This is a genomic window from Hyphomonas sp. KY3 (assembly GCF_017309975.1).
GTDB lineage: Bacteria > Pseudomonadota > Alphaproteobacteria > Caulobacterales > Hyphomonadaceae > Hyphomonas.
The window spans coordinates 2,029,826-2,053,306 of record NZ_CP022271.1; the positions used below are offsets into that span (position 1 = coordinate 2,029,826).

General features: G+C 55.4%; 18 protein-coding genes. 15 read left to right on the forward strand and 3 right to left on the reverse strand.

Going from position 1 to position 23,481, the window contains the following annotated elements; genetic code table 11:
• Positions 1 to 7 precede the first annotated feature (7 nt).
• Positions 8 to 3,262 (reverse strand): amidohydrolase family protein, encoded by a 3,255-nt coding sequence (locus CFA77_RS10000; RefSeq protein ID WP_206990563.1) that lies wholly within the window; start codon positions 3,260 to 3,262, stop codon positions 8 to 10.
• Positions 3,263 to 3,508: 246 nt separating this feature from the next.
• Here CFA77_RS10000 and CFA77_RS10005 point away from each other — a divergent pair, with 246 nt between their 5' ends.
• Both CFA77_RS10005 and CFA77_RS10010 read left to right on the forward strand, forming a co-directional pair.
• A complete protein-coding gene (locus CFA77_RS10005) occupies positions 3,509 to 4,591 on the forward strand; it encodes a PepSY domain-containing protein (RefSeq protein ID WP_206990564.1) in 1,083 nt (360 codons plus the stop codon).
• A gap of 123 nt (positions 4,592 to 4,714) precedes the next feature.
• Entirely contained in the window at positions 4,715 to 5,701 is a 987-nt protein-coding gene (locus CFA77_RS10010) for a LysR substrate-binding domain-containing protein (RefSeq protein ID WP_206990565.1), read from the forward strand.
• On the opposite strand, the gene CFA77_RS10015 is transcribed toward CFA77_RS10010, so the two are convergent.
• Entirely contained in the window at positions 5,698 to 6,846 is a 1,149-nt protein-coding gene (locus tag CFA77_RS10015) for a serine hydrolase (RefSeq protein ID WP_206990566.1), read from the reverse strand. The two genes, CFA77_RS10010 and CFA77_RS10015, sit on opposite strands and share 4 nt — an antisense overlap.
• Before the next feature lie 200 nt (positions 6,847 to 7,046).
• Between CFA77_RS10015 and CFA77_RS10020 the strand changes: the two genes are divergently transcribed.
• The 11 genes from CFA77_RS10020 (at position 7,047) to CFA77_RS17305 (ending at position 20,334) form a co-directional block, all read left to right on the forward strand.
• Positions 7,047 to 7,691, forward strand: a complete 645-nt coding sequence (locus CFA77_RS10020; RefSeq protein ID WP_206990567.1) for an FMN-binding negative transcriptional regulator — start codon at positions 7,047 to 7,049, stop codon at positions 7,689 to 7,691.
• 121 nt (positions 7,692 to 7,812) lie between these two features.
• Positions 7,813 to 9,186, forward strand: coding sequence for an aspartate aminotransferase family protein (locus CFA77_RS10025; protein WP_206990568.1), 1,374 nt, complete (start codon positions 7,813 to 7,815; stop codon positions 9,184 to 9,186).
• A gap of 1 nt (position 9,187) precedes the next feature.
• Entirely contained in the window at positions 9,188 to 10,660 is a 1,473-nt protein-coding gene (locus tag CFA77_RS10030) for an NAD-dependent succinate-semialdehyde dehydrogenase (protein WP_242517311.1), read from the forward strand.
• Entirely contained in the window at positions 10,660 to 11,979 is a 1,320-nt protein-coding gene (locus tag CFA77_RS10035; protein ID WP_206990569.1) for a putative porin, read from the forward strand. Before CFA77_RS10030 ends, CFA77_RS10035 begins: the two co-directional genes overlap by 1 nt.
• Positions 11,980 to 12,023: 44 nt before the next feature.
• Positions 12,024 to 13,115: an alanine dehydrogenase gene (gene ald, locus CFA77_RS10040; RefSeq protein ID WP_206990570.1), complete on the forward strand. Its 1,092-nt coding sequence runs from the start codon at positions 12,024 to 12,026 to the stop codon at positions 13,113 to 13,115.
• A 268-nt stretch (positions 13,116 to 13,383) separates the two neighbouring features.
• Positions 13,384 to 15,693 (forward strand): Tex family protein, encoded by a 2,310-nt coding sequence (locus tag CFA77_RS10045; protein ID WP_206990571.1) that lies wholly within the window; start codon positions 13,384 to 13,386, stop codon positions 15,691 to 15,693.
• A 272-nt stretch (positions 15,694 to 15,965) separates the two neighbouring features.
• Positions 15,966 to 17,960 carry a TonB-dependent receptor domain-containing protein gene (locus tag CFA77_RS10050; protein WP_242517312.1) on the forward strand — a complete coding sequence of 665 codons (1,995 nt, stop codon included), beginning with the start codon at positions 15,966 to 15,968 and terminating at the stop codon, positions 17,958 to 17,960.
• Positions 17,961 to 18,091: 131 nt separating this feature from the next.
• Complete coding sequence (locus tag CFA77_RS10055) at positions 18,092 to 18,733, forward strand: MotA/TolQ/ExbB proton channel family protein (RefSeq protein WP_206990572.1); 642 nt, start codon at positions 18,092 to 18,094, stop codon at positions 18,731 to 18,733.
• Positions 18,711 to 19,112 (forward strand): biopolymer transporter ExbD, encoded by a 402-nt coding sequence (locus CFA77_RS10060; protein WP_206990573.1) that lies wholly within the window; start codon positions 18,711 to 18,713, stop codon positions 19,110 to 19,112. The genes CFA77_RS10055 and CFA77_RS10060 overlap by 23 nt, the downstream gene beginning before the upstream one ends.
• The gene (locus CFA77_RS10065) at positions 19,109 to 19,489 is read left to right on the forward strand and encodes a biopolymer transporter ExbD (protein ID WP_206990574.1); all 381 of its coding nucleotides are present in this window, start codon (positions 19,109 to 19,111) and stop codon (positions 19,487 to 19,489) included. Before CFA77_RS10060 ends, CFA77_RS10065 begins: the two co-directional genes overlap by 4 nt.
• A 137-nt stretch (positions 19,490 to 19,626) precedes the next feature.
• Entirely contained in the window at positions 19,627 to 20,334 is a 708-nt protein-coding gene (locus CFA77_RS17305) for a cell envelope integrity protein TolA (RefSeq protein WP_371822990.1), read from the forward strand.
• A 27-nt stretch (positions 20,335 to 20,361) separates the two neighbouring features.
• On the opposite strand, the gene CFA77_RS10075 is transcribed toward CFA77_RS17305, so the two are convergent.
• Entirely contained in the window at positions 20,362 to 21,825 is a 1,464-nt protein-coding gene (locus tag CFA77_RS10075; protein ID WP_206990576.1) for a DUF2271 domain-containing protein, read from the reverse strand.
• Between the two features lie 182 nt (positions 21,826 to 22,007).
• Here CFA77_RS10075 and CFA77_RS10080 point away from each other — a divergent pair, with 182 nt between their 5' ends.
• Positions 22,008 to 22,805 (forward strand): DUF4198 domain-containing protein, encoded by a 798-nt coding sequence (locus CFA77_RS10080; protein WP_206990577.1) that lies wholly within the window; start codon positions 22,008 to 22,010, stop codon positions 22,803 to 22,805.
• A 30-nt stretch (positions 22,806 to 22,835) separates the two neighbouring features.
• Positions 22,836 to 23,345, forward strand: coding sequence for an EF-hand domain-containing protein (locus tag CFA77_RS10085; protein WP_206990578.1), 510 nt, complete (start codon positions 22,836 to 22,838; stop codon positions 23,343 to 23,345).
• Positions 23,346 to 23,481: the final 136 nt, after the last annotated feature.

The window sequence follows — 23,481 nt, forward strand, 5'->3', positions numbered from 1 at the left end:
AAAGCGCTCAGTGCTCGCCCCAGGCGGGCTTCCAGTTGATATGTTTGGGCACATCATTGACTTCCCAGTAGAACGGTCGCCGTGGACGATCATGATTTCCAATTTCGTTCATGGTCACAGAATCATAGAGACGACCATTCACCATTGTTCGCGAGACCGTTTCGGTATTCCGGATATCCGTCAGCGGATTTTCATCAAGAACGATAATGTCGGCGAGCTTTCCGGCCTTGATTGAACCGATTTGCTCCTCAAGTCCCAACGTCGTGGCGCCGTTGATCGTAGCAGCCTTGAGAACATCAAGATTGCTCATCCCGCCCTCTGAAAGCAATTGAAGTTCCCAATGCATGGCGAGCCCGTAGACTTGGCCATGCGATCCGGCATTCACCCGGCCACCGGCATCGTTCAACGCCTTCATGGAACGCGCAGCCGCGCGGAACCCCAAGTCCCAAATCTCGTCCGCTGCCTGTATATTTGTCATGCCGCGAACATAAGGTGGCGCCCCGACCGGGACTGCCAATGGGCTGTAAGAACTCGTCGTCGTCTGAACATAGGCATCCACCCGCGGGTCTTCCCAAAGCCGAGACGAATTGTAGAGATAGTTTTCCCCCATCAACTCCCCGAAGAGCACGATCAGAGTGGGTGTGTGCGCCACATCAGATTTCGCCATCAACTGGATAAAATCATCATAGAGCGTCTCAACTGGTACGTTGTGTTGAAGGTTAAGATTGCCGTCCAGAATGGCCGTAATGCCATTGAAAAAGTGGCTCTCTCCCTCAACGTCCACCATGATGCCTTTTTCGCGTCCTGCCTTTACCAGCATTTGTCGTTGCTTGCGCTGGATCTGTCGGTAGCTTTTGATTATTGTCCCCCCCAATGCGTTCTTACGGTCCATAACCGCTACGGCATCTGCATAGGTCTCGATCGGGACGTAGACCGGGTCATATTTACGCTTGCGGCCGAAAATAACACTCCCGACCGCAATGGTGCGGGGGCCCACCATCGCACCAGTCTGGGTCATCTCGGTAACTCCGTAGGTCGGAAGCTCCGATGTGTAGGGATCGTAGTTCGTGGTAATCCCGAAAGAGAGTGCTGCGTAGCGAGATGCTTGCTGCTGCGGCAACAGCCCTGCCGACGCATAGTAACATCCATCCAGATGTCCATGCATGTCCACCAGGCCCGGCATCAAGGTTTTTCCGGTCGCATCAATCACATGTGCATCGTTGGGAACGCCGACGTCGGCGGTAGGTCCGACCGCAACGATCCGGTTTCCGTCCACAACAAGTGTGCCGTGTTCGATGATACCGCCCTGATCCAGGGTAATAATCCGGCCACCCACGAAAGCGGTCTTGCCGTTGGGGCGGTCCACAGGAACGCGCAAATCCACCCTCGCAAACAGAGTGGGATCGGCGCCATCCGCGTACACCGAGGCTCGGTACACATCAGGACCAAACGCCCAAAATACGCTTTCTGAGTCCCGAGCCCAGATCAGCTCATACCCTCCCGCATCTGTCAGTCGCGTGCCGCTATCAGCATCGAACACACCGCCCTCTACGGCGGGGTCAAAGGATGCCACGTAATACGTTTGATAGTGCCGATAAGCGATCCAGTTCAGATCCGGGCTAAGCTTCAACTCACTCGTGTCTGAATCCTTTGTTCGCACGTGCACTTCATGGTCATCCCCATTGATCGACACGCTTTCGAGTGTCGTAACGAGCGTCTCGTCGATATAAGCCTCTGTCGTGAAGTACACACGCTCTCCATCCGGAGAGAATCTCGGATTGCCACCGACGACGCCCAATGGGGTTGCTTTGCCTCCCTCGGCAGGAATCCAGTAGATCCCAGGGTCCGCCAAGTGACCGCCGAGACAATCGTCGCCCGATGCAATCTGGAACATGATCACCGATCCGTCCGGCGAAAATGAAGGTTCACGCACAATGCCGGTAGACTTGAACAGTGTGGACACTTTTCCATTGTCGGATTTCACCTTCAGGGTCCCGCCCAATACGTCATCCCACTCGATGAACGCGATGGTTCGACCATCGGGTGAAAAGGCTGGCTCCGATTGCGAAGCTTCCGTCGTCGATAAGTGTTCCGGCGTGTTGTTGGAAGTATCCTGTCGCCATATGCGTCCGAGCGCGCTGAACGCAAGCATCTGCTCGTCCGGCGAAAGGGCCAGTCGCGAAATCGCCTTTACACGTAACGTATCCGGATCGAGGTCTTGTGTGAATCGCGCCGGCTCGATCAAACGATGCCTAGCCGTCAGCGAGAATGGAATCTCATTCGCGCGCCCACTGTCGATATCGACGCGCATGATTTTTCCGCCTGCCCATATCGCGATTGCCTTGCCGTCGGGAAACCAGGAAAATCGGGGGTAATATGTGCCCTGCCCCAGAAAATCAGCCTGCCCATCCCGGTCCAATCCATCAAACACCGGTATCTGGGCGCGTGTCGCAAAATCGTACGTGAACAGCATTGTTTGATCTTTGACCCGGCGGACAAAGGCCATTTTACTGCCGTCAGGCGACATGGACGGAGTCATGGCGCCACCAAAACCGCCCACCACAGTTTTGATCTCGCCGGTTTCAAGACTTTTCCGACGAATGGCAAAATTCTTGTGGTTGGCATCCACATATACAGTGGACGCATGCGGCGGGGTCATTTTCTCGACGAAGTACAGGAACTGACCATCAGGTGAATAGACGGCATCATGCACGTTTTCGCCATTCTCTGGCATCGGGACGATCTGTTCTGCATCACCCCCACTAGCAGGATAGGTTACCAATTCAGAGGAATGGAGCCGGTTCGCCGTATCGAACATGCGGGCCGCAACAATGGTTCGGCCATCCGCACTCCAGGATGGATCGACCAATGCAAGCGTGCTCTCGGACGAGACCTGAACGGGGTTGCTGCCGTCTGGGTCCGACGTCCAGATATTATCGGACCCGTCGACATCACTGATGTACGCAATGCGTGCGCCATCCGGACTGAATACCGGCGAATGCTGAATGGCAGGCCCGCCATGCACCAATTCAGCGGCACCGCCCGCTGCTGGCATTGAGTAAATGTCTCCCAACACGTCGAACACGATCGTGTCGCCAACCGGACTGACAGCAACACTTATCCAGGTTCCTTCTGTCAGGGAGAGTTCGACCTCCTGATAAGGCTGCCCAGTTTGGGTAATATCCCATTCCTGCGCGTTGGATGTACATCCAGTTGACAAAGCCAGGCCCAACAGTCCGGCAGCTATAGTCGTCACTCTCATGAATGCCTTCTCCCCTCTGTGTTGCAGCGCTCAAGCCCGTAGAATGCGCGTTCGCCGGTCCGGCGGGTAGGCTTTCCTGCAGCTTCGACTTGACCATGTCGCGACCGCATCGGCGAAGGGGCCTACGACGCATGAAGAGGTGCGCCAAGCGCACCACTGGTCGCGCACTTCGCATCTGTCACGTGCTCCGAATTCTTTGCGATACATAAGACTGGCAATTTTTCGCTCTTTGGTACTGGAGGTTTCATGCGTTTTCCGAGAGTCCGGTCCATCCACAAATATGTCAGCCTCAGCTTCCTGGCTTTGTGGGCACTCCAGGCCGCATCTGGCCTGGCGATTAGTTTCCGAGCCGATATCGATGATTTCTTCCTCGGGCAGAAGAGCGTTCAAACCGAAACTGCCGCCCTGGCCAAAACGATCGAGACGCTTCAATCGGAAGGCGACGAAATCTCGTCAATCTGGATATCCGGTGGTCGGGACGGTCAATATGATGTCTATTTGGACCGCGATGGTGAAAGCCGCACAGTGCGAATTGACGGTAGCGGTGCACGCATCCGTGATCGGTCCGACGCCAATCGGTTTTCAGACGGCGCTATCTTCGAAACCCTGACGCAATTTCACAAATCGCTGATGTTGGGCTCAACGGGATACCTCTTCCTCACAATCTCCGGTCTCCTTCTGATATCAAATATCAGCCTTGGGCTGATGGCTGGATGGTCTCAACGCAAACGCCTTAGAGCGTTTACAAAAGCCTCCTCCGTCCCGGCAGCTGCGGCATTGTCAGGCTGGCATTGGCGCGTGGGATTTTGGGGGGCAATTCCTGCGCTCTGCGTCATCTTGGCGGGCACTGCCCTCACCCAGTCTGATCTGCTGGCAAATGGGCTGAGCGTGGAACAAAAAACCCCTGAAAGTCAGAAGCCCGCTCCAACGCACATCGTGGACTTAGGCACCGCGATGGATGTTGCACTCGGCGAGTATCCCGGATCCTCTCTCGTCGCGATCAATTTGCCCACCGAAAACCGGCAATGGTACAAGTTTCGCCTGAAGGCACCCGGAGAGATGCCGCGCCTTTATGGTGCAACCCGCGTATTCGTCGGATTGGACGGCACGGTTCTGCTGGACCATGATGCTGCCAACAGCGCTCCGGAAGAGCGTGTAATTGAATCTCTTTACCCACTCCACACCGGACAGATAGGTGGACTGTTCGGGCGACTCATAAATGCCGCCGCCGGCATCTGGTTGTTGTTCATGATCGCTTTGGGCGTACAACTTTGGTTAGCCCGTCGTCGCGGGCAAGGCGCAATGAAATCGCCACCTGGTGGTGAATAAGTGACACGCTATGAAATCAGGCGCGACGAACACATGGTCCCACTGGAATCAGCGCAAAGCTTGACTTACGAACCCGCCGGAAGGTCAATCCCGCGACAAACACACCATGATAGGGAAACCAGAATGGCCGACCGTAAGGACGACCTGATCAAGACCGGGCAACAGCCCCCACTCAGAAAAGCGCTTCCACCATTTGAAGGATTGCGGGCGTTCGACGCCATCGCCCGGCTCGGCGGCGTTCGAAAAGCGGCAAAATGGCTGGACCGGGACCATGCAGTTCTAAGCCGACATTTGCGGGCTCTTGAGGAATGGGTCGGAATAACCCTCGTGGAACGCGTTCCGACGGGCCTGATCCTGACCGAAGCTGGCAAGGACTATCATCGCTCAATTGCTCAAGCCCTTGATATGGTGGCGCACGCCACACTGGACCTGCTCAATCAGGGCATCCATCACCAGCTTCTGATATGGAGTACGCCCGGATTTGCACAGCAATGGCTGTCGCGCCGTTTGGCATCGCTTGAGCGCGCAAACCAAGGTGTGGAAATCGAGCTCAAGCCGTCCGTCAGTGCTCCGGACTTTCTCTCCCATGAGGCCACTGCTGATATTCGCTACTGGGCATCCTACGAAGATCTTGATGAGCTTCCGTCCCACCTGAGAAGCCAGGTGATCGCACAATCTCCTATCATTCCGGTAGCAAGCCCGGACTATCTCGAGAGCGCCCCTGAAATCCACAAACCTGAAGACCTGCTCAATCATCAGTTGCTTCATGAGAATACAACCGAAACTTGGGAGATCTGGCTGAACTCTCTTGGCGTCGATTGTGCCGATGGGCTCAAAGGTCCTCGCCTGTGGCAGGGCAACTTGACGAGCGATGCGTCCCGCCACGGACGGGGCATTGCCCTGACCAACCCCTTGCTCGCCGAAAAGCACCTTACAAGAGGCGACCTGGTCTGGATCGGCAAGGATAATCCGGCTTTTCCAGCAAGGCGGGGCGACTATGTTTTGATCGCCCGTCACGATCGTTGGAACGAACCAAGCTTGCGAAAATTCCGTCAATGGCTGACCAACACGATCGCCAAGGACACGCCTCAGTTCAAGCCAGGCAGCTAGCTCAGCGCGTCCACAGCGGCATTGAAGAAATCATTATCCAGGATCGCTTCCGAGAATTTTGGCTTCGACCGGCAACTCAGAACGGTCAGCACAATTCCACGACTGGGATTGACATAGATATATTGCCCGAAGATTCCCCGTGCGCTGAATGCGCCTTCCTTAAAATCACCGTCGCGGTCAGGCACGGGCCACCACATATACCCGTAGTTCAATGGGTCGGATCCCGCCATACGTGGCTCAGTAGCTTCCGTGAACCAACCTTCCGGTACGACCGATTCCCCGTCGATCACCCCGCCATTCAACGCGAAGAGTCCCAATCGGGCATAATCATGCAAATTCGCGCAAATGCCACTGCCGGCAACCTCAAGCCCATCCGGCGACTCCAGCCACCATGCGGCGTCCGCCTGCATGCCAAGACGCGACCACATGGTTTCGGAACAATAGTCAGACAGCCACTTCCCGGTTGCGGCTTTGACCAGTGCACCCACAACATGGGTCTCGCCCGTGCTATAGTTCCAGACCGTTCCCGGCTCGGCAATGCGGGGCAAAGAGGCCATGAATTTCATGATTTCACCCGGTTTTTGTCCAACCTGGAGATCCAGCATGGTGCGGCGCTCAGACTCCGCCACCGTGTGAGTATCGTCCCACTTCACACCTGACGTCATCTGCAGCAAATGCTTGATGGAGACCCCATCGTAGCCACTACCGGACAGTTCAGGCAGGTACTTCACGAGTTGGTCATCAACGCTGTCGATGAAGCCATCCTTGATCGCCGCACCAACCAGCGTGGTTGATACTGACTTGGCCATGGACATCGACATCCATCGCGTATCCGGCCCGATGCCCTGATCATAGTATTCGTGAACGATATGCCCATCTTTGATCGCCAACAGTCCGACGAGGCGGTTCTGGGATACGTAGTCGAACAGATCGTAGGATTTACCATTCGCCTGAATAGGCATATCGCTCAGCGGCGTCGCCGCATATGGCAAGGCAGACACCGTGTCACCAGCCTTGATGGTGCGAGTGGGGAAAATCTCGTGTGTATGGCTGAACGTATGCATCTGAACATCTGGCATCAATTTGCCAGCATAAGCCGTCACGATGTCACCGAACTGCGGTTCGCGCTGAGAGAATGCTGTCACGAATAGTCTCCTAGGTTAGCGCAGCGACAATCAGGAGGTGGCGCGCGCTTTGTGGTGACAATACATTTCGATACCGGCAGACTCAGGTGCCAAGCAAAGGTATTCTGGTGCCCCTGCCGCACCAGCTGTTATACATTTCGCGCCTCACATTTCTGTCTGTCGACGCGAAGACTGACCCCAGAAAATACAAGGGATATAGTATGACCGATGCAAATGAGACGTGGCACATGTATGTGCCGAAACCTTATCGGGCGTCTGACCCGCTCTCGATCATAGCCGCCTACCCCTTTGGCCAGATAATCACCAGCTGCGGCGACCTGCCCTATGCGACCTCGGTCCCCATGTACGTGGTGACAACATCAACTGGTCACACTGAGCTGGTCGGGCACATGGCACGGAACAATCCACACGCCACCACCCTGGCCGCCGGCCAAAAAGCGCTTGCGACCTTTCATGGCCCGAACGCGTATATCTCGGCAAGCTGGTATAAGGACCAGCCAACCGTTCCGACCTGGAACTACATTGCTGCGCAAGTACGAGGGACGCTTCATCCGATTGATGATGCCGAGGCTCAACTGGAGATCATGCGGACCACGATTGCCCAGAGCGAAGCGGCGTCCCAATCCGCGTGGCGTATGGAGCACGCACCCGATGGCAAAGTCGACAGCCTGATTCCCCGTATCCGCTCCTTCCGGATCACCATCTCAAATATCGATGCGGTGACAAAGTTGAGTCAGACCCATCCGCTTGCGGATCAGAAGCGGGTTGTCGACGCCCTCGAAACTCACAGCAACGTTCAGGATCAGGAAATCGCGCGGCACATGCGCAGTCTTTGGCCAAAATAGTCACATCGCATTGGTCATGCACCATCGGTGCTGAAACCGCACCACTCCAATCGGTTTAGTCATCTTCTCCCTTCCGCCGCCTGAGCCCAACATGGGTTCAAACAATTGAAAGGGACGCACAATGGCGATCGCGCATCGGAATACAGCCCAGTGGCGGGCCATGGACGCCTCTCACCACATACACCCATTCTGCGATCCAAAGACACTCGCAGAACGTGGCGTGCGCGTCATAACGAGCGCAGACGGCTGTTTTGTTTATGACAGCGACAACAACAAGATCCTAGATGGGATGGCTGGCCTTTGGTGTGTGAATGTCGGGTATGGTCGCCAGGAATTGGTTGATGTTGCGACCGCGCAGATGGAGCAATTGCCATTCTACAATTCGTTCTTTCAAAGCTCGACGCCTAGCCAGATCGAACTTGCGCAAAAACTGTCAGAGATCGCACCGGGGAACCTCAACCATTTCTTTTTCGCCAATTCCGGATCCGAGGCGAATGACACCGTAATCCGCATGGCACGCCATTATTGGCACGTCCGCGGCAAGCCAAAGAAACACAAGTTCATTGGCCGTCATCTCGGATATCATGGCAGCACGCTTGCCGCGACCAGCCTCGGCGGCATGAAGCACATGCATGATATGGGATCATCCATGCTTCCTGGCTTCGAGCACATCATGGAACCCCACTGGTACGCTCACGGAGGGAATATGAGCCCCGAGGAGTTCGGTCTCCGGGCAGCACATGCACTGGAAGAAAAAATTCTCGAAGTTGGAGCAGACAATATCGCCGCATTCATCGGCGAACCAATTCAGGGCGCTGGTGGCGTCATCGACCCACCTCCCAATTACTGGCCCGAGATTCAGAAGATCTGCCGCAAGCATGATATCCTTCTGGTATCAGACGAGGTCATCTGTGGTTTTGGACGTCTGGGGGAATGGTTTGGATGCCAGCACTATGGTGTCCAGCCTGACATCATGCCGATGGCCAAAGGCATGTCATCCGGCTATCTGCCGATTTCTGCGGTGGCTTTCAGCGATGAGATATTTGAGACCATCAATGAAGGTGGTCCCATCTCTCATGGCTACACCTATTCCGGACACCCCGTCGCTTGCGCGGTTGCGCATGCCAATATCAACATTATCGAACGCGAAGGCTTGGTGGATCGCGTAAAGAATGATTTAGGCCCCTATCTGCACGCACGGCTCCAGCAGCTATTTAACGAACATGCAATCATTGGTGAAGTACGCGGAGCTGGCTTGATTGCCGGTCTTCAGCTCATCAAGTCACGGGAAGCACGCGAACACTTCACGGCTGAAGACAATGCGGCGAATATCTGTCGTGACATATGCCTCGATAAAGGCCTGATCATGCGTGCCGTCGGACAGGCAATGGTGATCTGCCCTCCGCTTACCATCACGCATGCGGAAATAGACGAACTGATCGACATCGCGTCTGCCGGCCTTTCGGAAACGGCTGCCCGCTTGGGAGTCGCATGACATGTCCGTCATGCAAGTCCCGACTGCGGACTCCGTAGCGACGTCGAATGCTCTGCTGCACCGATTGAAGGAGCGCATAGCCGCATCGTCTGTGGAAAAATCATTTACCGTGACCAATCCCGCAGACGGATCCATTGTGGCAAAAGTGCCGGATCTGGGCGCGCCGAAAACGGAAAAAGCGATTGCGCTGGCAAATGATGCACAGGTTGCATGGGCCGGGCTGACGGCGGGAGAACGCGGAGCGATACTGCGGCGGTGGCATGACCTTATTCTCGCATCAGAAAAAGAACTTGGCGAAATACTGACACTCGAACAGGGCAAGCCTTTGGCAGAAGCCCGCCGGGAAGTGACGTTTAATGCCAGCTATATTGAATGGTTCGCTGAAGAGGCCAAACGCGCTTACGGTGATGTGATACCGACCAGCGCGTCCTCCCGGCGACAGTTCGTCATCAAGCAGCCCGTGGGAATTGTCGGCGCCATTACGCCCTGGAACTTTCCGAGCGGCATGATAACCCGCAAGGCTGCGCCTGCACTGGCCGCCGGGTGCGTGATCATCCTGAAGCCATCCGATGAAACGCCCTTGTCAGCGCTGGCATTGGAATGCCTGGCAGAGGATGCCGGTTTCCCAGCAGGCGTTTTCCAGGTCATCACTTCGAAAGATCCAGCGCCCGTTGCCCAGACACTGACCAGCCATCCACTCGTTCGCAAGATCTCCTTCACCGGATCTACGCGCGTTGGAAAACTACTGATGCAGCAAAGCGCCGACAGCGTAAAACGCATGTCACTCGAACTGGGTGGGAACGCGCCCCTCATCGTGTTCGATGATGCAGACATCGATTCAGCCGTCGCAGGCGCGCTGGTCGCAAAGTTTCGCAATGCTGGACAAACATGCATCTGCGCCAATCGCATTTTACTACACACGTCCATCAAGGACGCATTTCTTGATAAATTCGTGGCAGCGGCAGAGGCCATGAATGTTGGGGACGGACTCGATCCATCATCTGACATGGGGCCAATGATCAACACCGCCGCTAAGAACAAGGTTCAGGCTCTGATAGCAGACGCTGTCGAAAAGGGCGCGACAGTGTCCACGTCTCGTCACTCCTCAGACGTCGGAAATTTCATGCCGCCTACCATCCTGTGCGATGTCACAACGGATATGGACATCGCACACACTGAGATTTTTGGCCCAGTTGCGCCGGTTCTCGTTTTCGAAAACGACGAAGACGCCATCGCATTGGCCAATGATACGCCTTATGGGCTCGCCGCATATTTCTGGACCCGAAAGCTTTCGCGCGCCTGGCGTGTCGCTGAGCAATTGGAAGTCGGCATGGTTGGATTGAACGATATTGCGATCTCAGGAGAGGCAACACCTTTCGGAGGCGTCAAGGAATCTGGCATCGGGCGCGAGGGGTCTCGCTACGGCCTCGATGACTATCTGAATGTGAAGTATATCGCGATGGGGGGAATCTGATGTTCTACCCGAATACGGTTTCGACAAAATTTCACCTCCTGAAAGCCAGCGCTATCATAGCTATCGCTTCTGCGACGGTGCCAATGGCCGCACTGGCCCAGGACGCCGCAACGGATAATCCAGCAGCTCTCATCGCCGAGCTGCAGGAAAAACTACGCTTACAGGACGAACGACTGGCGCGCCTTGAGCGGATGCTGAAAGACGCGACAAATGTGCCAGCCAAGCTTGCAACAAGCGACCGGGACACGTCCCGCGCCGTCGTGGCAGAAGCCACGGTCGCAGATACGCGTCCTGCCGCCCCGACTGGGAATCTCAACATAAGTGGCGATATGCGCCTCAGATATGAGCGTAACTCGTCTGATGGCGACGAACGCGATGATGCGCGCGGCGTCGTGCGTGGGCGTATCGCGGCCACATATGCCGCGTCACCTACTCTCGAACTTGGTGCCAGGCTCGTCACTGGAGATCCTGACGATCCAAATTCAGCCGACGTTTCGCTCTCCAACTTCAATGACGATCTTCAGGTAAGCCTGGACCAAATTTACGGCATCAAGACGTTCGGCAAATTGTCCGTGCTGGGCGGAAAATTTGCGAACCCATTCCGGCGCACGGATCTCGTCTGGGATGGCGATGTGAACCCGCAAGGCTTGGCAGCCCGCTACGCGGCTCTCGACAATGGTTCGACTCGTATCGGGGGTAGCGCGCTGTTTTTCCCGATTGAGCGTTCGACCGCCGCCCAAGACAGCACAGCATCCGGATTTCAGCTCACCCTCGATCAAAAAGCCAGCGAAGCGTGGGAGTTCGGATTTGCTGCCGGATACTACGACTATGAAATCGAGGCGGTTGGCACAGCAGACTCCGGTGATACACGCACCAACTTGCTTGATGGTTCAGGCGCTTATCTGTCCGATTTTGATCTTCTCAATATCATGACGGAAGCGTCCTTTTCCGGCTTTGGAGATCGCTGGCCACTGGAAATCAAGGCTGAATATGTTCGAAATCTCGGTGCGGACGATTATGATACAGGCTATTCAGTCTCCGCATCGCTTGGACAGGCGAGCGCGCCAGGAACCTATAGTTTCGGATATGGCTATCATGTCGCAGAAGCCGACTCGGTATTCGCGGCCTTTGCGCAAGATAACATACCATATGCCAGCAACTATCTTCAGCACACATACTCGTTCTCCTACGCACTCAGCGAGCACCTCCAGATGAATACGAGCCTGTATGCGTATCGGCTCAAGGATGAAATCCTCATCCCGTTCGCCACCGACGACTGGCAACAGCGACTTCGCGTAAATCTGATCGCGAACTTCTAGACCCTCCTTCATATATCGGACCCACACCTCAAAGGATTGTTGACTTGCGTATTGGCACCCCAAAAGAACTCAAGAACCGTGAATATCGCGTGGGCCTGACGCCACAAGGCGCCCAGGAACTCGTACGGTCGGGTCACTCTGTATTCGTCGAAACCGGCGCGGGCGAAATGGTTGGATTTTCTGACGAACTGTATGAATCGGCAGGCTGCACAATTTCCACGAACGCGGACGAATTGTTCGACTCTTCCGATATGATCATCAAGGTGAAAGAACCTCAACCAGTTGAGATCGCGCGCCTGCAACCACGACACACGCTGTTCACCTATCTTCATCTGGCACCAGACCCTGAACAGACCCGCGGACTTTTGAAGTCGGGCGCTACCTGCATTGCCTATGAAACAGTAACCGACCGGTTTGGACGCTTGCCTTTGCTTACCCCAATGAGTGAAGTGGCCGGACGCTTGTCAGTTCAGGCTGGCGCCAAGTATCTTGAAATAGCTCAAGGTGGCTCGGGAACACTATTGGGTGGCGTTACCGGCGTCGCTCCAGGCAAGGTACTCGTCATCGGAGGTGGCGTCGCAGGACGGAATGCGGCGGAAATGGCCGTCGGGCTGGGAGCAAATGTCACCATCCTCGATCGCTCACTTGATCGTCTTCGGGAACTGGACGCATTCTTCGCGGGTCGCGCCCGCTGTCTTTACTCCACGTCGGCTGCGATCGAAGCTTCACTTCTGACCGCTGATTTGGTGGTCGGGGCTGTCCTGCTTCCCGGGTCGGCTGCGCCAAAGGTCGTTTCAGCCGAACAAATCTCGATGATGAAGCCCGGATCAGTGGTTGTGGATATCGCCATTGATCAAGGCGGCTGTTTCGAAACCAGCCGTCCGACCACACATGACGAACCCGTCTACAATGTTGATGGTGTCTGCCACTATTGCGTTACCAATATGCCAGCAGCAGTTGCCCGAACATCCACAATCGCCCTGTCAAACGCCACCCTGCCCTATGCGATGGCGTTGGCCGATTTGGGCACCGAACAAGCCGTGAAGACCGATCCACATCTGCATGCCGGCATCAATGTAGCCCATGGTGACATTGTCCATCCCGAAATTGTCGCGGCGATGGCTGGCCTCATATGACGTCAAGCCGGATATCCTGAGATTTACGGCACTTATGGCGACCATCGTCGCGGAACTTGCCCCCCATACGAACCCGGCCTGAACAAGGCCGGGTTTGGCAAATTTTAGAGCAAGACTTGAGCGCTGCGAAAGATGGCGCGAATGACATCCCATTCCGCTCTTCGCAACATTTGGTTAACCTTGATCTCCAAGATGCAAGGCAGCGGTATCGCTTCGGCTTACCACCTCTTTTTCTGGAACTATCTTAATTACGAAGGCCCAAGTGTTCATGCCTGCAGTCAAGCTGTCTGAATCCGCCGCTTCCTTTTCCATCGCTCAAATAATTGCCCGCGATCTCAGCGTCCGCGAAGCGCAGGTTGCGGCGACGATTGCGCTCATTGAAGAGGGCGCGACCATACCTTTCATCGCACGCTATCGGAAGGAACGTACGGGCGGCCTGGACGACACTCAATTGCGGCAATTGGCAGAGCGCTACACCTATCTGACAGAGCTACAAGCAAGGCGTGAAACAATCCTGTCGTCCATTGGTGAGCAGCAAAAACTCACGCGCCCGCTTGAGCGTGCGATCTGGAATGCTGAAACCAAGGTTGAGTTGGAAGACCTGTACCGACCATACAAGCCGAGACGTCGAACGCGGGCGACAATTGCACGTGAACAGGGGCTCGAGCCTTTGGCCGAAACACTCCTGAAATGTGCAGGCGATCCTGAAAAACTGGCTGTTGCCTATGTTGATAGTACCAAGGATGTGGAAACGGTATCGGCAGCTCTCGAAGGTGCCCGAGACATTCTGATCGAACGAATGGTCGAAACTCCATCCATCGTCCGCCACGTCCGGGAAAAGGTCTGGGAGGCGGGTGAATTGAGTTCACGGCTGGTCAAAGGCAAACAGGCTGACAAATTTCGGGATTATGCGGACTTCGCTGAACCGCTCGAGAAAATGCCGTCCCACCGCGCTCTCGCAATGTTGCGCGGAGAGAAAGAAGGCGTACTGAAAGTCGGGGTCGGAATCCAGACACGCAAGGCTGATACGCCGCGTCAGGCAATCGCTCGAATCTGTCAGGAATTTGGCATTAACGCATCGGGTAGCATCGGTGATAGCTGGATGCGGGAAACCGCCGAAAAGGCTTGGTCGACCAAGCTTGCCAAATCCGGTGCCTCTGACTCGCTGGCCCGTTTGAAGGAGCGTGCCGAGGCAGAAGCGATCCAAGTATTCTCCAACAATCTCAAGGATTTGCTTCTCGCCGCGCCGGCCGGAAAGAAAACGGTCATGGGCATTGATCCCGGCATCCGAACCGGGTGCAAGATTGCCGTAGTCGATGCGACTGGCAAATTGCTCGATACCGCCACCATTTATCCTCATGCGCCGCGCAATGATCGCGCGGGCGCACTGACCATCATAACGCGACTTGCCGCCAAGCACGGCGTGGATCTTGTCGGCGTCGGCAATGGCACAGCCGGCCGGGAAACGGACGCTCTGGTTGCTGAGTTGGGCAAGGCAGCACCGGACCTGAAACTGGCCAGCATCATGGTGTCGGAAGCCGGCGCCTCCGTCTATTCGGCCTCACAGCTAGCTGCTGACGAATTTCCGAATCTGGATGTCAGCTTGCGTGGGGCAATTTCCATTGCACGGCGCCTTCAGGACCCGCTGGCCGAACTGGTCAAAATCGAACCGAAAGCGATTGGCGTCGGCCAGTACCAGCATGATGTCGATCAGGCTGCACTCGCCCGCTCGCTCGACGCGGTTGTGGAGGATTGCGTGAATGCGGTTGGCGTCGACGTCAACACAGCCTCCGCTCCCCTCCTCACGCATGTCTCCGGACTTAACACGACGCTGGCCAGCAACATCGTCGCTTTCCGCGACGAGAATGGACCGTTCTTGACACGCAAACAGTTGAAGAAAGTCCCGCGCATGGGCGCAAAGAGTTTCGAGCAATCGGCTGGATTCCTGCGCATCGTTGGAGGCAAGGACCCGCTGGATGGATGTGCCGTACACCCGGAGTCCTACCCAATTGTCGAACGCATCGCCAAGGCAACGAAACAATCAGTGAAGTCCCTGATCGGCAACAAGGCAGTCCTGTCACAACTCAACCCAGCTGACTTCGCTGATGCGACATTTGGCGTTCCTACAATCCGGGACATTATCGCCGAACTGGAAAAGCCAGGCCGCGATCCAAGACCTGACTTCCAGACCGCGAGCTTCCAGGAAGGCGTCAACGAAATCGGCGACCTCAATCCCGGCATGAATCTGGAAGGCGTCGTGACAAACGTCACCGCCTTTGGCGCCTTTGTAGATATTGGCGTTCATCAGGACGGCCTCGTTCACATATCTCAACTGGCAGACCGCTTCGTGGAGTCACCGCGCGACGTGGTCAAAGCTGGCGACATTGTGCGCGTTCGCGTGCTGGAAGTGGATATAGACCAAAAGCGGATCAGCCTGAGCATGAAGTCGTCCGCCGACTCGCAAGCGGGCACGCGTCCCAAACCGGCGCCCAAGGCGCCACCTCGGAAAACTCCCGAGCCGGCAGCTAAAGAGACCACGAGCAGCCCATTCGACGTGCTGAAATCTCTCAAGCGCTAGCCCACTTGCATAACGTATTCGAAAGTTACCCCTCCACTCCAATTCGCAACATGTCAGCCCCAATCCCTCATTGACTGGCAGGGTTGCCGCCAGATGGCCGGCATATGAGTGAATATCTGCCTCCAGGCAGATAGGCCGACACCCCGAATTGGCAGGTGACGATCTAAAAGACTCATTTTGCGAATAATTTTCATTTGCAAAACAGATCACCACGCGCTATCCCGACCCCACATTGCGACTGAGTTGCATTAACGCATTATCTGGAGGGGTCCATGAACCACATCGTAAACCGTAAAACCGCCCTGTTCGGGGCCACAGCGATCGTATCGATCATTATGCTTCAGGCACCAGCCTCCGCTCAGGAAGACGCGAACACTGACAGTGAGGAGTTCCTCGGCACGCTGACGCTCGGCGAGAGTAAAAGGGAAGTCCAGACCGACACCGCCACACCAGTCACGGTCGTCGATCAGGAAGAAATAGAAGACCGCCAAGCTGGCACTGTTGCGGAATTGATTGACTCCGTTCCTGGCGTCTCCCTCGTAAACGGCTCCACCCCGATCGGATCCGGGATCAATATTCGTGGCTTTGGCGCCAACGGCACTTACGGAACTGACCAGAAAGTAGCAATTCAGGTCGATGGCGCGAGCGTGGGCTCGGAAGAACTCTATCGTATTGGCACCCAGCTTTATACCGATCCGTATCTCTACAAGAGCGTCGAAGTGATCCGCGGGACTGTCGGAAGCTTTGAGTACGGATCTGGTATTATCGGTGGGGTTGTGCGCCTTGAGACGATCGATGCGTCAGACCTCACGGGCGGCGAAACGGGGCTCGCCTTCCGTCAAACCCTCGGCGGCGCAACCAATATGGACGGATTCAACTCCTCCAGCACGCTCGCAGTCCAACCCACGGAAAACCTTGAGCTCCTTGCGAACTATTCCTGGCGCGAGCAACACAATCAGGAAGATGGTAATGACAATGTCATTGAGAACAGCGAATTTGAACTGCCCTCCTATCTGCTGAAGGCCCGCTATACGGTCGGGGACCACAGCATGCGCGCCAGCTATACCAATTCTGAGACAACCGAACGGGACAAACCATACGACTCCTTCGGTACGACCGGCGGCGCATTTGGAAATGTGGATCGTGACACCAAGTCCGAAACGATATCGCTTGCCTACAATTTCAATCCTATCACGAATGATTTGGTGAACCTTGATGCGGTGTATTCCTACGCCAATCAGGAAATTGATCAGGAATGTATTGTCGGCAGTGGCCCGTTCGGATGCTTCGCCACGGTCGATGCCGACCATCGCTACGAGACAACGAAGTTCACCGTGAAGAACACAGCCTATATTGAAACAGGCGCTCTGGTGCATGATTTGCGCACGGGCATCGAGTTCATCCAGAAAGAACGTCTTGATGCAAATTCGGCCCCAGGCGGTGAAGACAATCGCATCGCCCTGTTCGTAGTCGACCAGATCAACTTTCTGGATGGATGGACATTCGCACCAGCCCTTCGGTTTGAAAGCTCAGAAGTCGAGGGGACCCTCGATGATGGCAGCGCTGCGAGCTATGACAATGACGCGCTCATGGGCGGGGCATCGCTCCGTTATCAGTTTGACAATGGCGTTGCCCTCTTCGGAAGCTATGCTTACACGGAAAGCCTCCCCATTCTCGATGACCTCGAGAACGAGGTCTATATGAGCCAGCCAGAGATCGGGAAGACTTATGAGTTCGGCGCATCCTACGACCTTATCGGTGTCCTTGGACAGGATGATACGCTTTCCATGAAGGCCAATTATTATCACACGGATCAGGAAGATAACACGTCTTACTCAGGTGTGGACTCGATCGAAATCCAGGGGCTGGAGCTTGAAGGATCGTACGCCCGCCGCGACGGCTACTATGCTGACCTCAACGCCAATATCGTTGATGCAGAACAGACCCGCACAGACAGCACCGTCGCGGATTGGACGAATGCTCCAGCCAACACGCTGCGCCTCACGCTCGGCAAGCGCTTATCGAGATTGGCCGATCTGTCCAGCGAGTTCGTGCTGGCAGATGAAGCAGACCGCAATGGCACGACGACCCCGGGCTTTGCCACTGTCAATTTGCGCGCAACGATCACTCCACAGGAAGGTGTCCTGAAGGACACATCCTTCCGCTTCGGGTTTGAAAACCTGTTCGATCATAATTACACGCCGCTCCTTTCTACGCGTCCGGCGGCTGGGCGGAACATCAAGTTCACGGTGTCGAAAGCCTTTTAGACAGTACCCCACCGATGCGAGCACCATGCGCGGCTGCCAACAGCTGCATGGTGCTCGTAACAATTCGCCAAACATTCCCGCAGCGAACTGAGTTTCAAAGCGAAATCTGATTGGAAACGCGAATGCTCACGATGTTTCAAAACTTATATGATGTCGGCGGTCCCATCCTTACCATCCTTCTGCTTGCATCCATTTTCACGCTCGCCCTGACAGGCTTCAAATACTGGCAATTTCGGTCGGATCAGATCGGACGCCTGAAGCCGCTCAAATCTGCCATCCGCGCTCTGGACGCTGGCGATGAGCAAGGTGCATCGGATCAGCTCCGCGCATCGAAACATTGGCTGGCGAACATTCTTCTGTCCGCTTTGCCGCTACGCGGGCGAGAAGGCCTTGTTGCCCGACTTGAAGCCGAAGCCGACCTCGCGTTGCAACCCTATGAAGGTGGCTTTCGCGTCCTTGATACGATTGCTCAATTGGCCCCCCTACTAGGGCTTCTCGGAACGGTGCTGGGGATGATTGAGGCGTTCCAGGCCCTGCAATCTGCGGGATCACAGGTAGATCCGGCAGCCCTTGCTGGCGGTATCTGGGTCGCCCTGCTGACCACCGCCGCAGGCCTCTCCGTCGCCATGCCTACATCCATTGCGCTGTCCTGGTTTGAAGCTCAGACTGACCGCGAACGCGCTTTCGCCGAGCATGCATTCACAGTCCTCGTTACACCGGAAACGCGCGCGACGTCAGCCAGAGAAATAGTTGCTGCTGGATATGGCACTTAAGCGCACCCGTCCACGCCGTCGCGCGTCGATCACGTCCCTTATCGACGTGATCTTTCTGCTGCTGCTTTTCTTTATGCTGGCTTCTAGTTTCTCAAAGTTTTCCGAGGTCGAGATAGCCTCAACCACTGCAGCCGCCGGTAAGACCTCCGACAACCCCATCCTTATACTAACCATTGGGACTGATACCCTTCTGCTGGACGGAAAGGCGGTCCCGCTGAGTCATCTCGCTTACAGGCTCGAAATACATGAAAATGATGAAAGCGTACCGACAGTGGCGGTGAAGTTAACAGACGATGTTACCACGCAAACACTGATTGACGTCCTCGCTGAACTGAAACGTACGCCCTGGATTGAGGTGCTCGTGGTGGAGCCGACATGAAGCGTAGTAAACTGCAAACCCGCCGCGATCCCGTGATCTCACTGATCAACATCGTATTCCTGATCCTGATCTTCTTCATGATTGCAGGAACGCTCGCCTCCCCACCTGATCCATCTGTAAGATTTGTTCAGACCCAAGATCTCGAATGCTGCGTCCCTCCAGACGCGGTGTCGATCGACAAGACCGGTCAACTACGCCGGGGAGGCGCTCCGGTTAGCCTGGAGAGTCTTCTCGACAGCCCGGCGGCAGATACGTCTTCCCTACGCCTTCTTCCCGATCGCGAACTGCCAGCAGTGCAACTCCTCAAGCTGGTGAAAGAGCTTCGAGCGAGCGGTAGGACCAACATCATTGTCGTGACGGAGGACACCACAGGATGACGAAAGCGAATGTGGTCAAATTCTCGATTGCGCTGTCAGCAGCGGCAGCGGCCCACTTGAGTGTGTTGGCGTATACAGTCCCTCACGCTCCGCCGGCATTGGTGGCAGGAAACAGCTTCGGCGTGCAGTTTGGAACAATGGCCTCGTCGACAAATGCTTTGCAGCACGAAGCCCCGCCATCAGGCGAACCCGAACCAAGCCCAGCACAATCAGAACAGCCGCCCGCCACCCGCTCCTCACCGTCACCTCAATCACCGGAGGCAGCCCCCAAAGTCGAGAAGACAGCTCCGGATGAGCCCAAATCCGAAACTCTCGTTGCAGACGCTGACCCGCTTTTGCCTGAAGAAAACACTGACGAGCCGGCCGTTGTAGACCGTCAAATTAAACCGGCAGCTCAGACAGCGCCAACCACGGCAGTTTCCTCTGCGACCTCAGCGGCACCCCAGACAGAACCCGCCGAGTACAAGCCAGCTGGCAACAACTCACACCGAAAAGCCAAAACGTCTGTCAATGCGAATAGTCCAGCTACCAAGGAATCTGGCGGCGACTCTGCTGCAAGCGCAAAGTCCCCAGCAGCAGGAAATTCGGAGCATTCGAACTATTCGGGAGAGGTGATGAGACACTTGTCCCAACTGCGTAGACCGCGCGCTTCCGGTCCCGGATCCGCTCATATTCGATTCACGGTTTCCCCTCGTGGTACGATCAAACACATTGAAGTCTCCCAAAGCTCTGGCTCATCCAGGTTTGATCGTCAGGCCTTGATCTTTGTGAAGAAAGCATCGCCATTTCCCGCTCCGCCAACTGGCATCAGCCACAGCTTTACCGTCGAGATTGAGGGGTCTTGAGGATATTCCGAGGGAACAACTTGAAAATCAGTCCGTCGAGCCAAACCGAACCGAAACGTGTCCAAGCTCATTCCCAGGCTCAATCTCGTGATTGAACGCATCAGCGGAAAGGGTGAAAGTAACGCTCTCATGCTGATGCTCGCCATGTTCGCGAGCAGCTTCAAGATGCAAGATGTACTCGCCTGGACCAACTGTGTGGCCATCATCTGTCCGGCCATCCCATACAAGTTTGTATTGTCCGGGGCGCCGGGTTGGACCTGAGATCGCATCGACAAGGCTCCCGGCCTTTCGGCCAAATCGTCGGTGCCAGTAATAGTTCTCCTCCATCCAGCGCGCTTGTTGACCGGCAAGCATGAGAATCCGCACCAAATTTCTGTCTTTGTCTGCAATCCATACCGCCACATAGGGGCGCTCATAGTCTGCAATATCTTGATCGGGAATCTCGAACTCAATGGAAAATTCATAGCCCGTCGGCCAGCTTGCCTCTATCTCGCTGGTCGCCTTCCCCTCAGGCTTCAAGCCACCCCATCCTGAAGTCTGATGACGTCTTTCATCCTCCGTCACGATCTTCGCTTCTACGCCCGGCAGACTCTCCACGAGATTCAATCCTCTCTTGAGGTCCATCACCAGGAGTGCCGTTGCAAGTGCGTCTGCGGTGATGGCATCTGACGCATAGACCGTCGCCGTGAGAGCGTGAAAGACTGGCCAGCCATCTGCGGGGGATATGACATGGCTATAGGGCTGCCCCCCAACCAAACGATCACGAGGTCCCGAACCGCTTGTTGCGACTGCCCCTTCATTTATCTGTACACGGCCTTCTAACGCTGATCCGCCTTCTCCAAGCTCAGAGCCGCGGGTGATCGCGACGGCCCATTGTCCGTCTTGAGGGCCTGCGCCCCAGGTCCGTATGTCACCCCCAATGTTCATCAACAGTCCTGAGACCTTTGGGGACGCGGCAATGGCCGCCTCGACTGCCGTGTCCAGAATATACCCCTTTGCCAAAGAATCGGTAGCGAAAATCACCTCATCCGGTCGGTTGACGGTTCCCTTCCCTGCATCAATTTCAACGCTGGCGCGCCGTATCTCTCCAGCAGTTATTCGCATGGCGGGACGGTTTGGCAATTTGTTCTCACGTTCGGCGACGGCCCATGTATCGATCAAGCTGCCAATACGACAGCTCAGCGCATTCGACGTTTGCATCCGATAGGCTTCACAGCGCTCCAGTACACGAACCATATCGTCAGACATTGTCGTGTCGATGGAGCGATTTAGACGTGATATCTCGCTGGAGTTGTCATACGTGCTGAATACGCCGCGCAAACGTTCGATCTCCTTGAGAATCGCCTCCTCTGCCTTGTCGGCATCTATCTCTGAGGGGGCATTCACAACAATATCCAGGGACGTTCCGAGAACATGATCATGATGTCGTTTGAACATATCCGCCGTCGCGACACCGGGTAACATGGCCAGCAGAACGGATGTCAAAGCCATGCCTGACAAGGTCTTTCGCATCAAAATCTCCGTGAATTGAGCGTGCAGACGCGCTGTCTGCACTTAAAAGGCGCTGAGCACGACGGCCGCCGCAAAAATCAAAAATCTCTACTTGCAACTAAATCGCATTCTCAGTACATGCAAGTGATAATTATTCTCAATAACGTGACTGAGGGGTCTTTATGACAATTCTGAAATTTGGCGCAGCCGGAATCTTGTCGGCTACCACGCTTTGCGCAGCAGCTTACGCTCATACATCTTTTATGTATCCCAATGCATTCGTCACGACGGAAGGCGATCACGTCACTGTGCAGGCATCCTTTAGTGAGGACCCCTTCGTGCCAGAGATCGCCGTTCTTTCGGAGGACTATCATGTCATTCTTCCGGATGGCTCGCGGAAAGACTTCAAGACCCTAACCCAGTTGCGCCAGGTGGTTGTTCTTGAAAGTGATCTGGACACCGAGGGAACCTATCGATTTACCACCGGTGTCCGCTTGGGTCGAAAAAGCAAGAAGGCCCTTGTTGATGGTGAATGGCAGGCGGTTTTCGGACCCGATGCGGAAGTTCCTCAAAATGCAACCGAGGTCATCACCAGTCAGACCGAAACGGTTGCTGACGTCTATGTGACGAAAGGAGCTTCCACGTGGGAGGCGGTCAACTTGCCAATCGGCCGCTTGCTTATCACGCCCGTCACCCACCCAAACGAGATTTATCTAGGAGAGGGATTTGAATTCAAGCTCCTCTTCGATGGCCAGCCGCTTGCTGGCCAATCTGTGGAAATCAAACGGCAGGGCGGAACTTATGAAACGCCGAAATACGAACGCCATGTAGAGGCAGATGACTCCGGAACCGTGAGCCTGTCTTTCGACAAGCCAGGCAAATACCTCCTCATGACCCGTCACGCGGTGGACGCGCCAGAAGGCGCAGAGACTGATGAACGCAGCTACACAACCTCCCTGACTTTCGAAGTTGCTCGGTAAAAACCCTTCCACCAGAACGGAAACCCAAACATGAAATCCATTTACCCGGTCTTGTTGACCCTGGCGCTCGCGCCTCTCGCCGCGTGTGCCACCCATGACACCAAAGCGTCGGCTGAAGCCGAGACTGCAAGCGCGGCCGCAGTCACGCCTGAGTCCGAAACTCCACGTCGCTCAGCTGACGGACATAGCAAGGATGCTTTCTTCCAAAAGTATGACCTTGATGGAGATGGGCAAGTCACCGAAGCCGAATTCATTTCAGAGCGTGCGAACGGCTATCTCAGACGCGATGCCAACGGAGACGGAATTGTCCAGTCTGAAGAATATGTTTCCGAATATGAAACCCGCTTGCTCGAGCAACTTGAGGCACAGCGCAAACGCCAAATCGACCAGGCAGATTTCCGGTTTACCGTGCTTGACACAGACGAAGATGGAAATCTCTCGCTCGACGAATTCCACGCCTCCGGCAAGCGCATGTTCTCGACCCTCGACACGAACAAGGACGGATCTGTCAACGATCTGGACAACAAAGATAATTACTAGTCCAGACAGTGCTGAACAAAAACAACCAATCCTCTTACTGGAGTCCAATGGAAGGAGGCGCCTGCCCCCTTCCATTGGATGGCATCCTGACGATTTCCTATTTCGAGACCCGCAATCGCTTGAATTCGCCAACGTC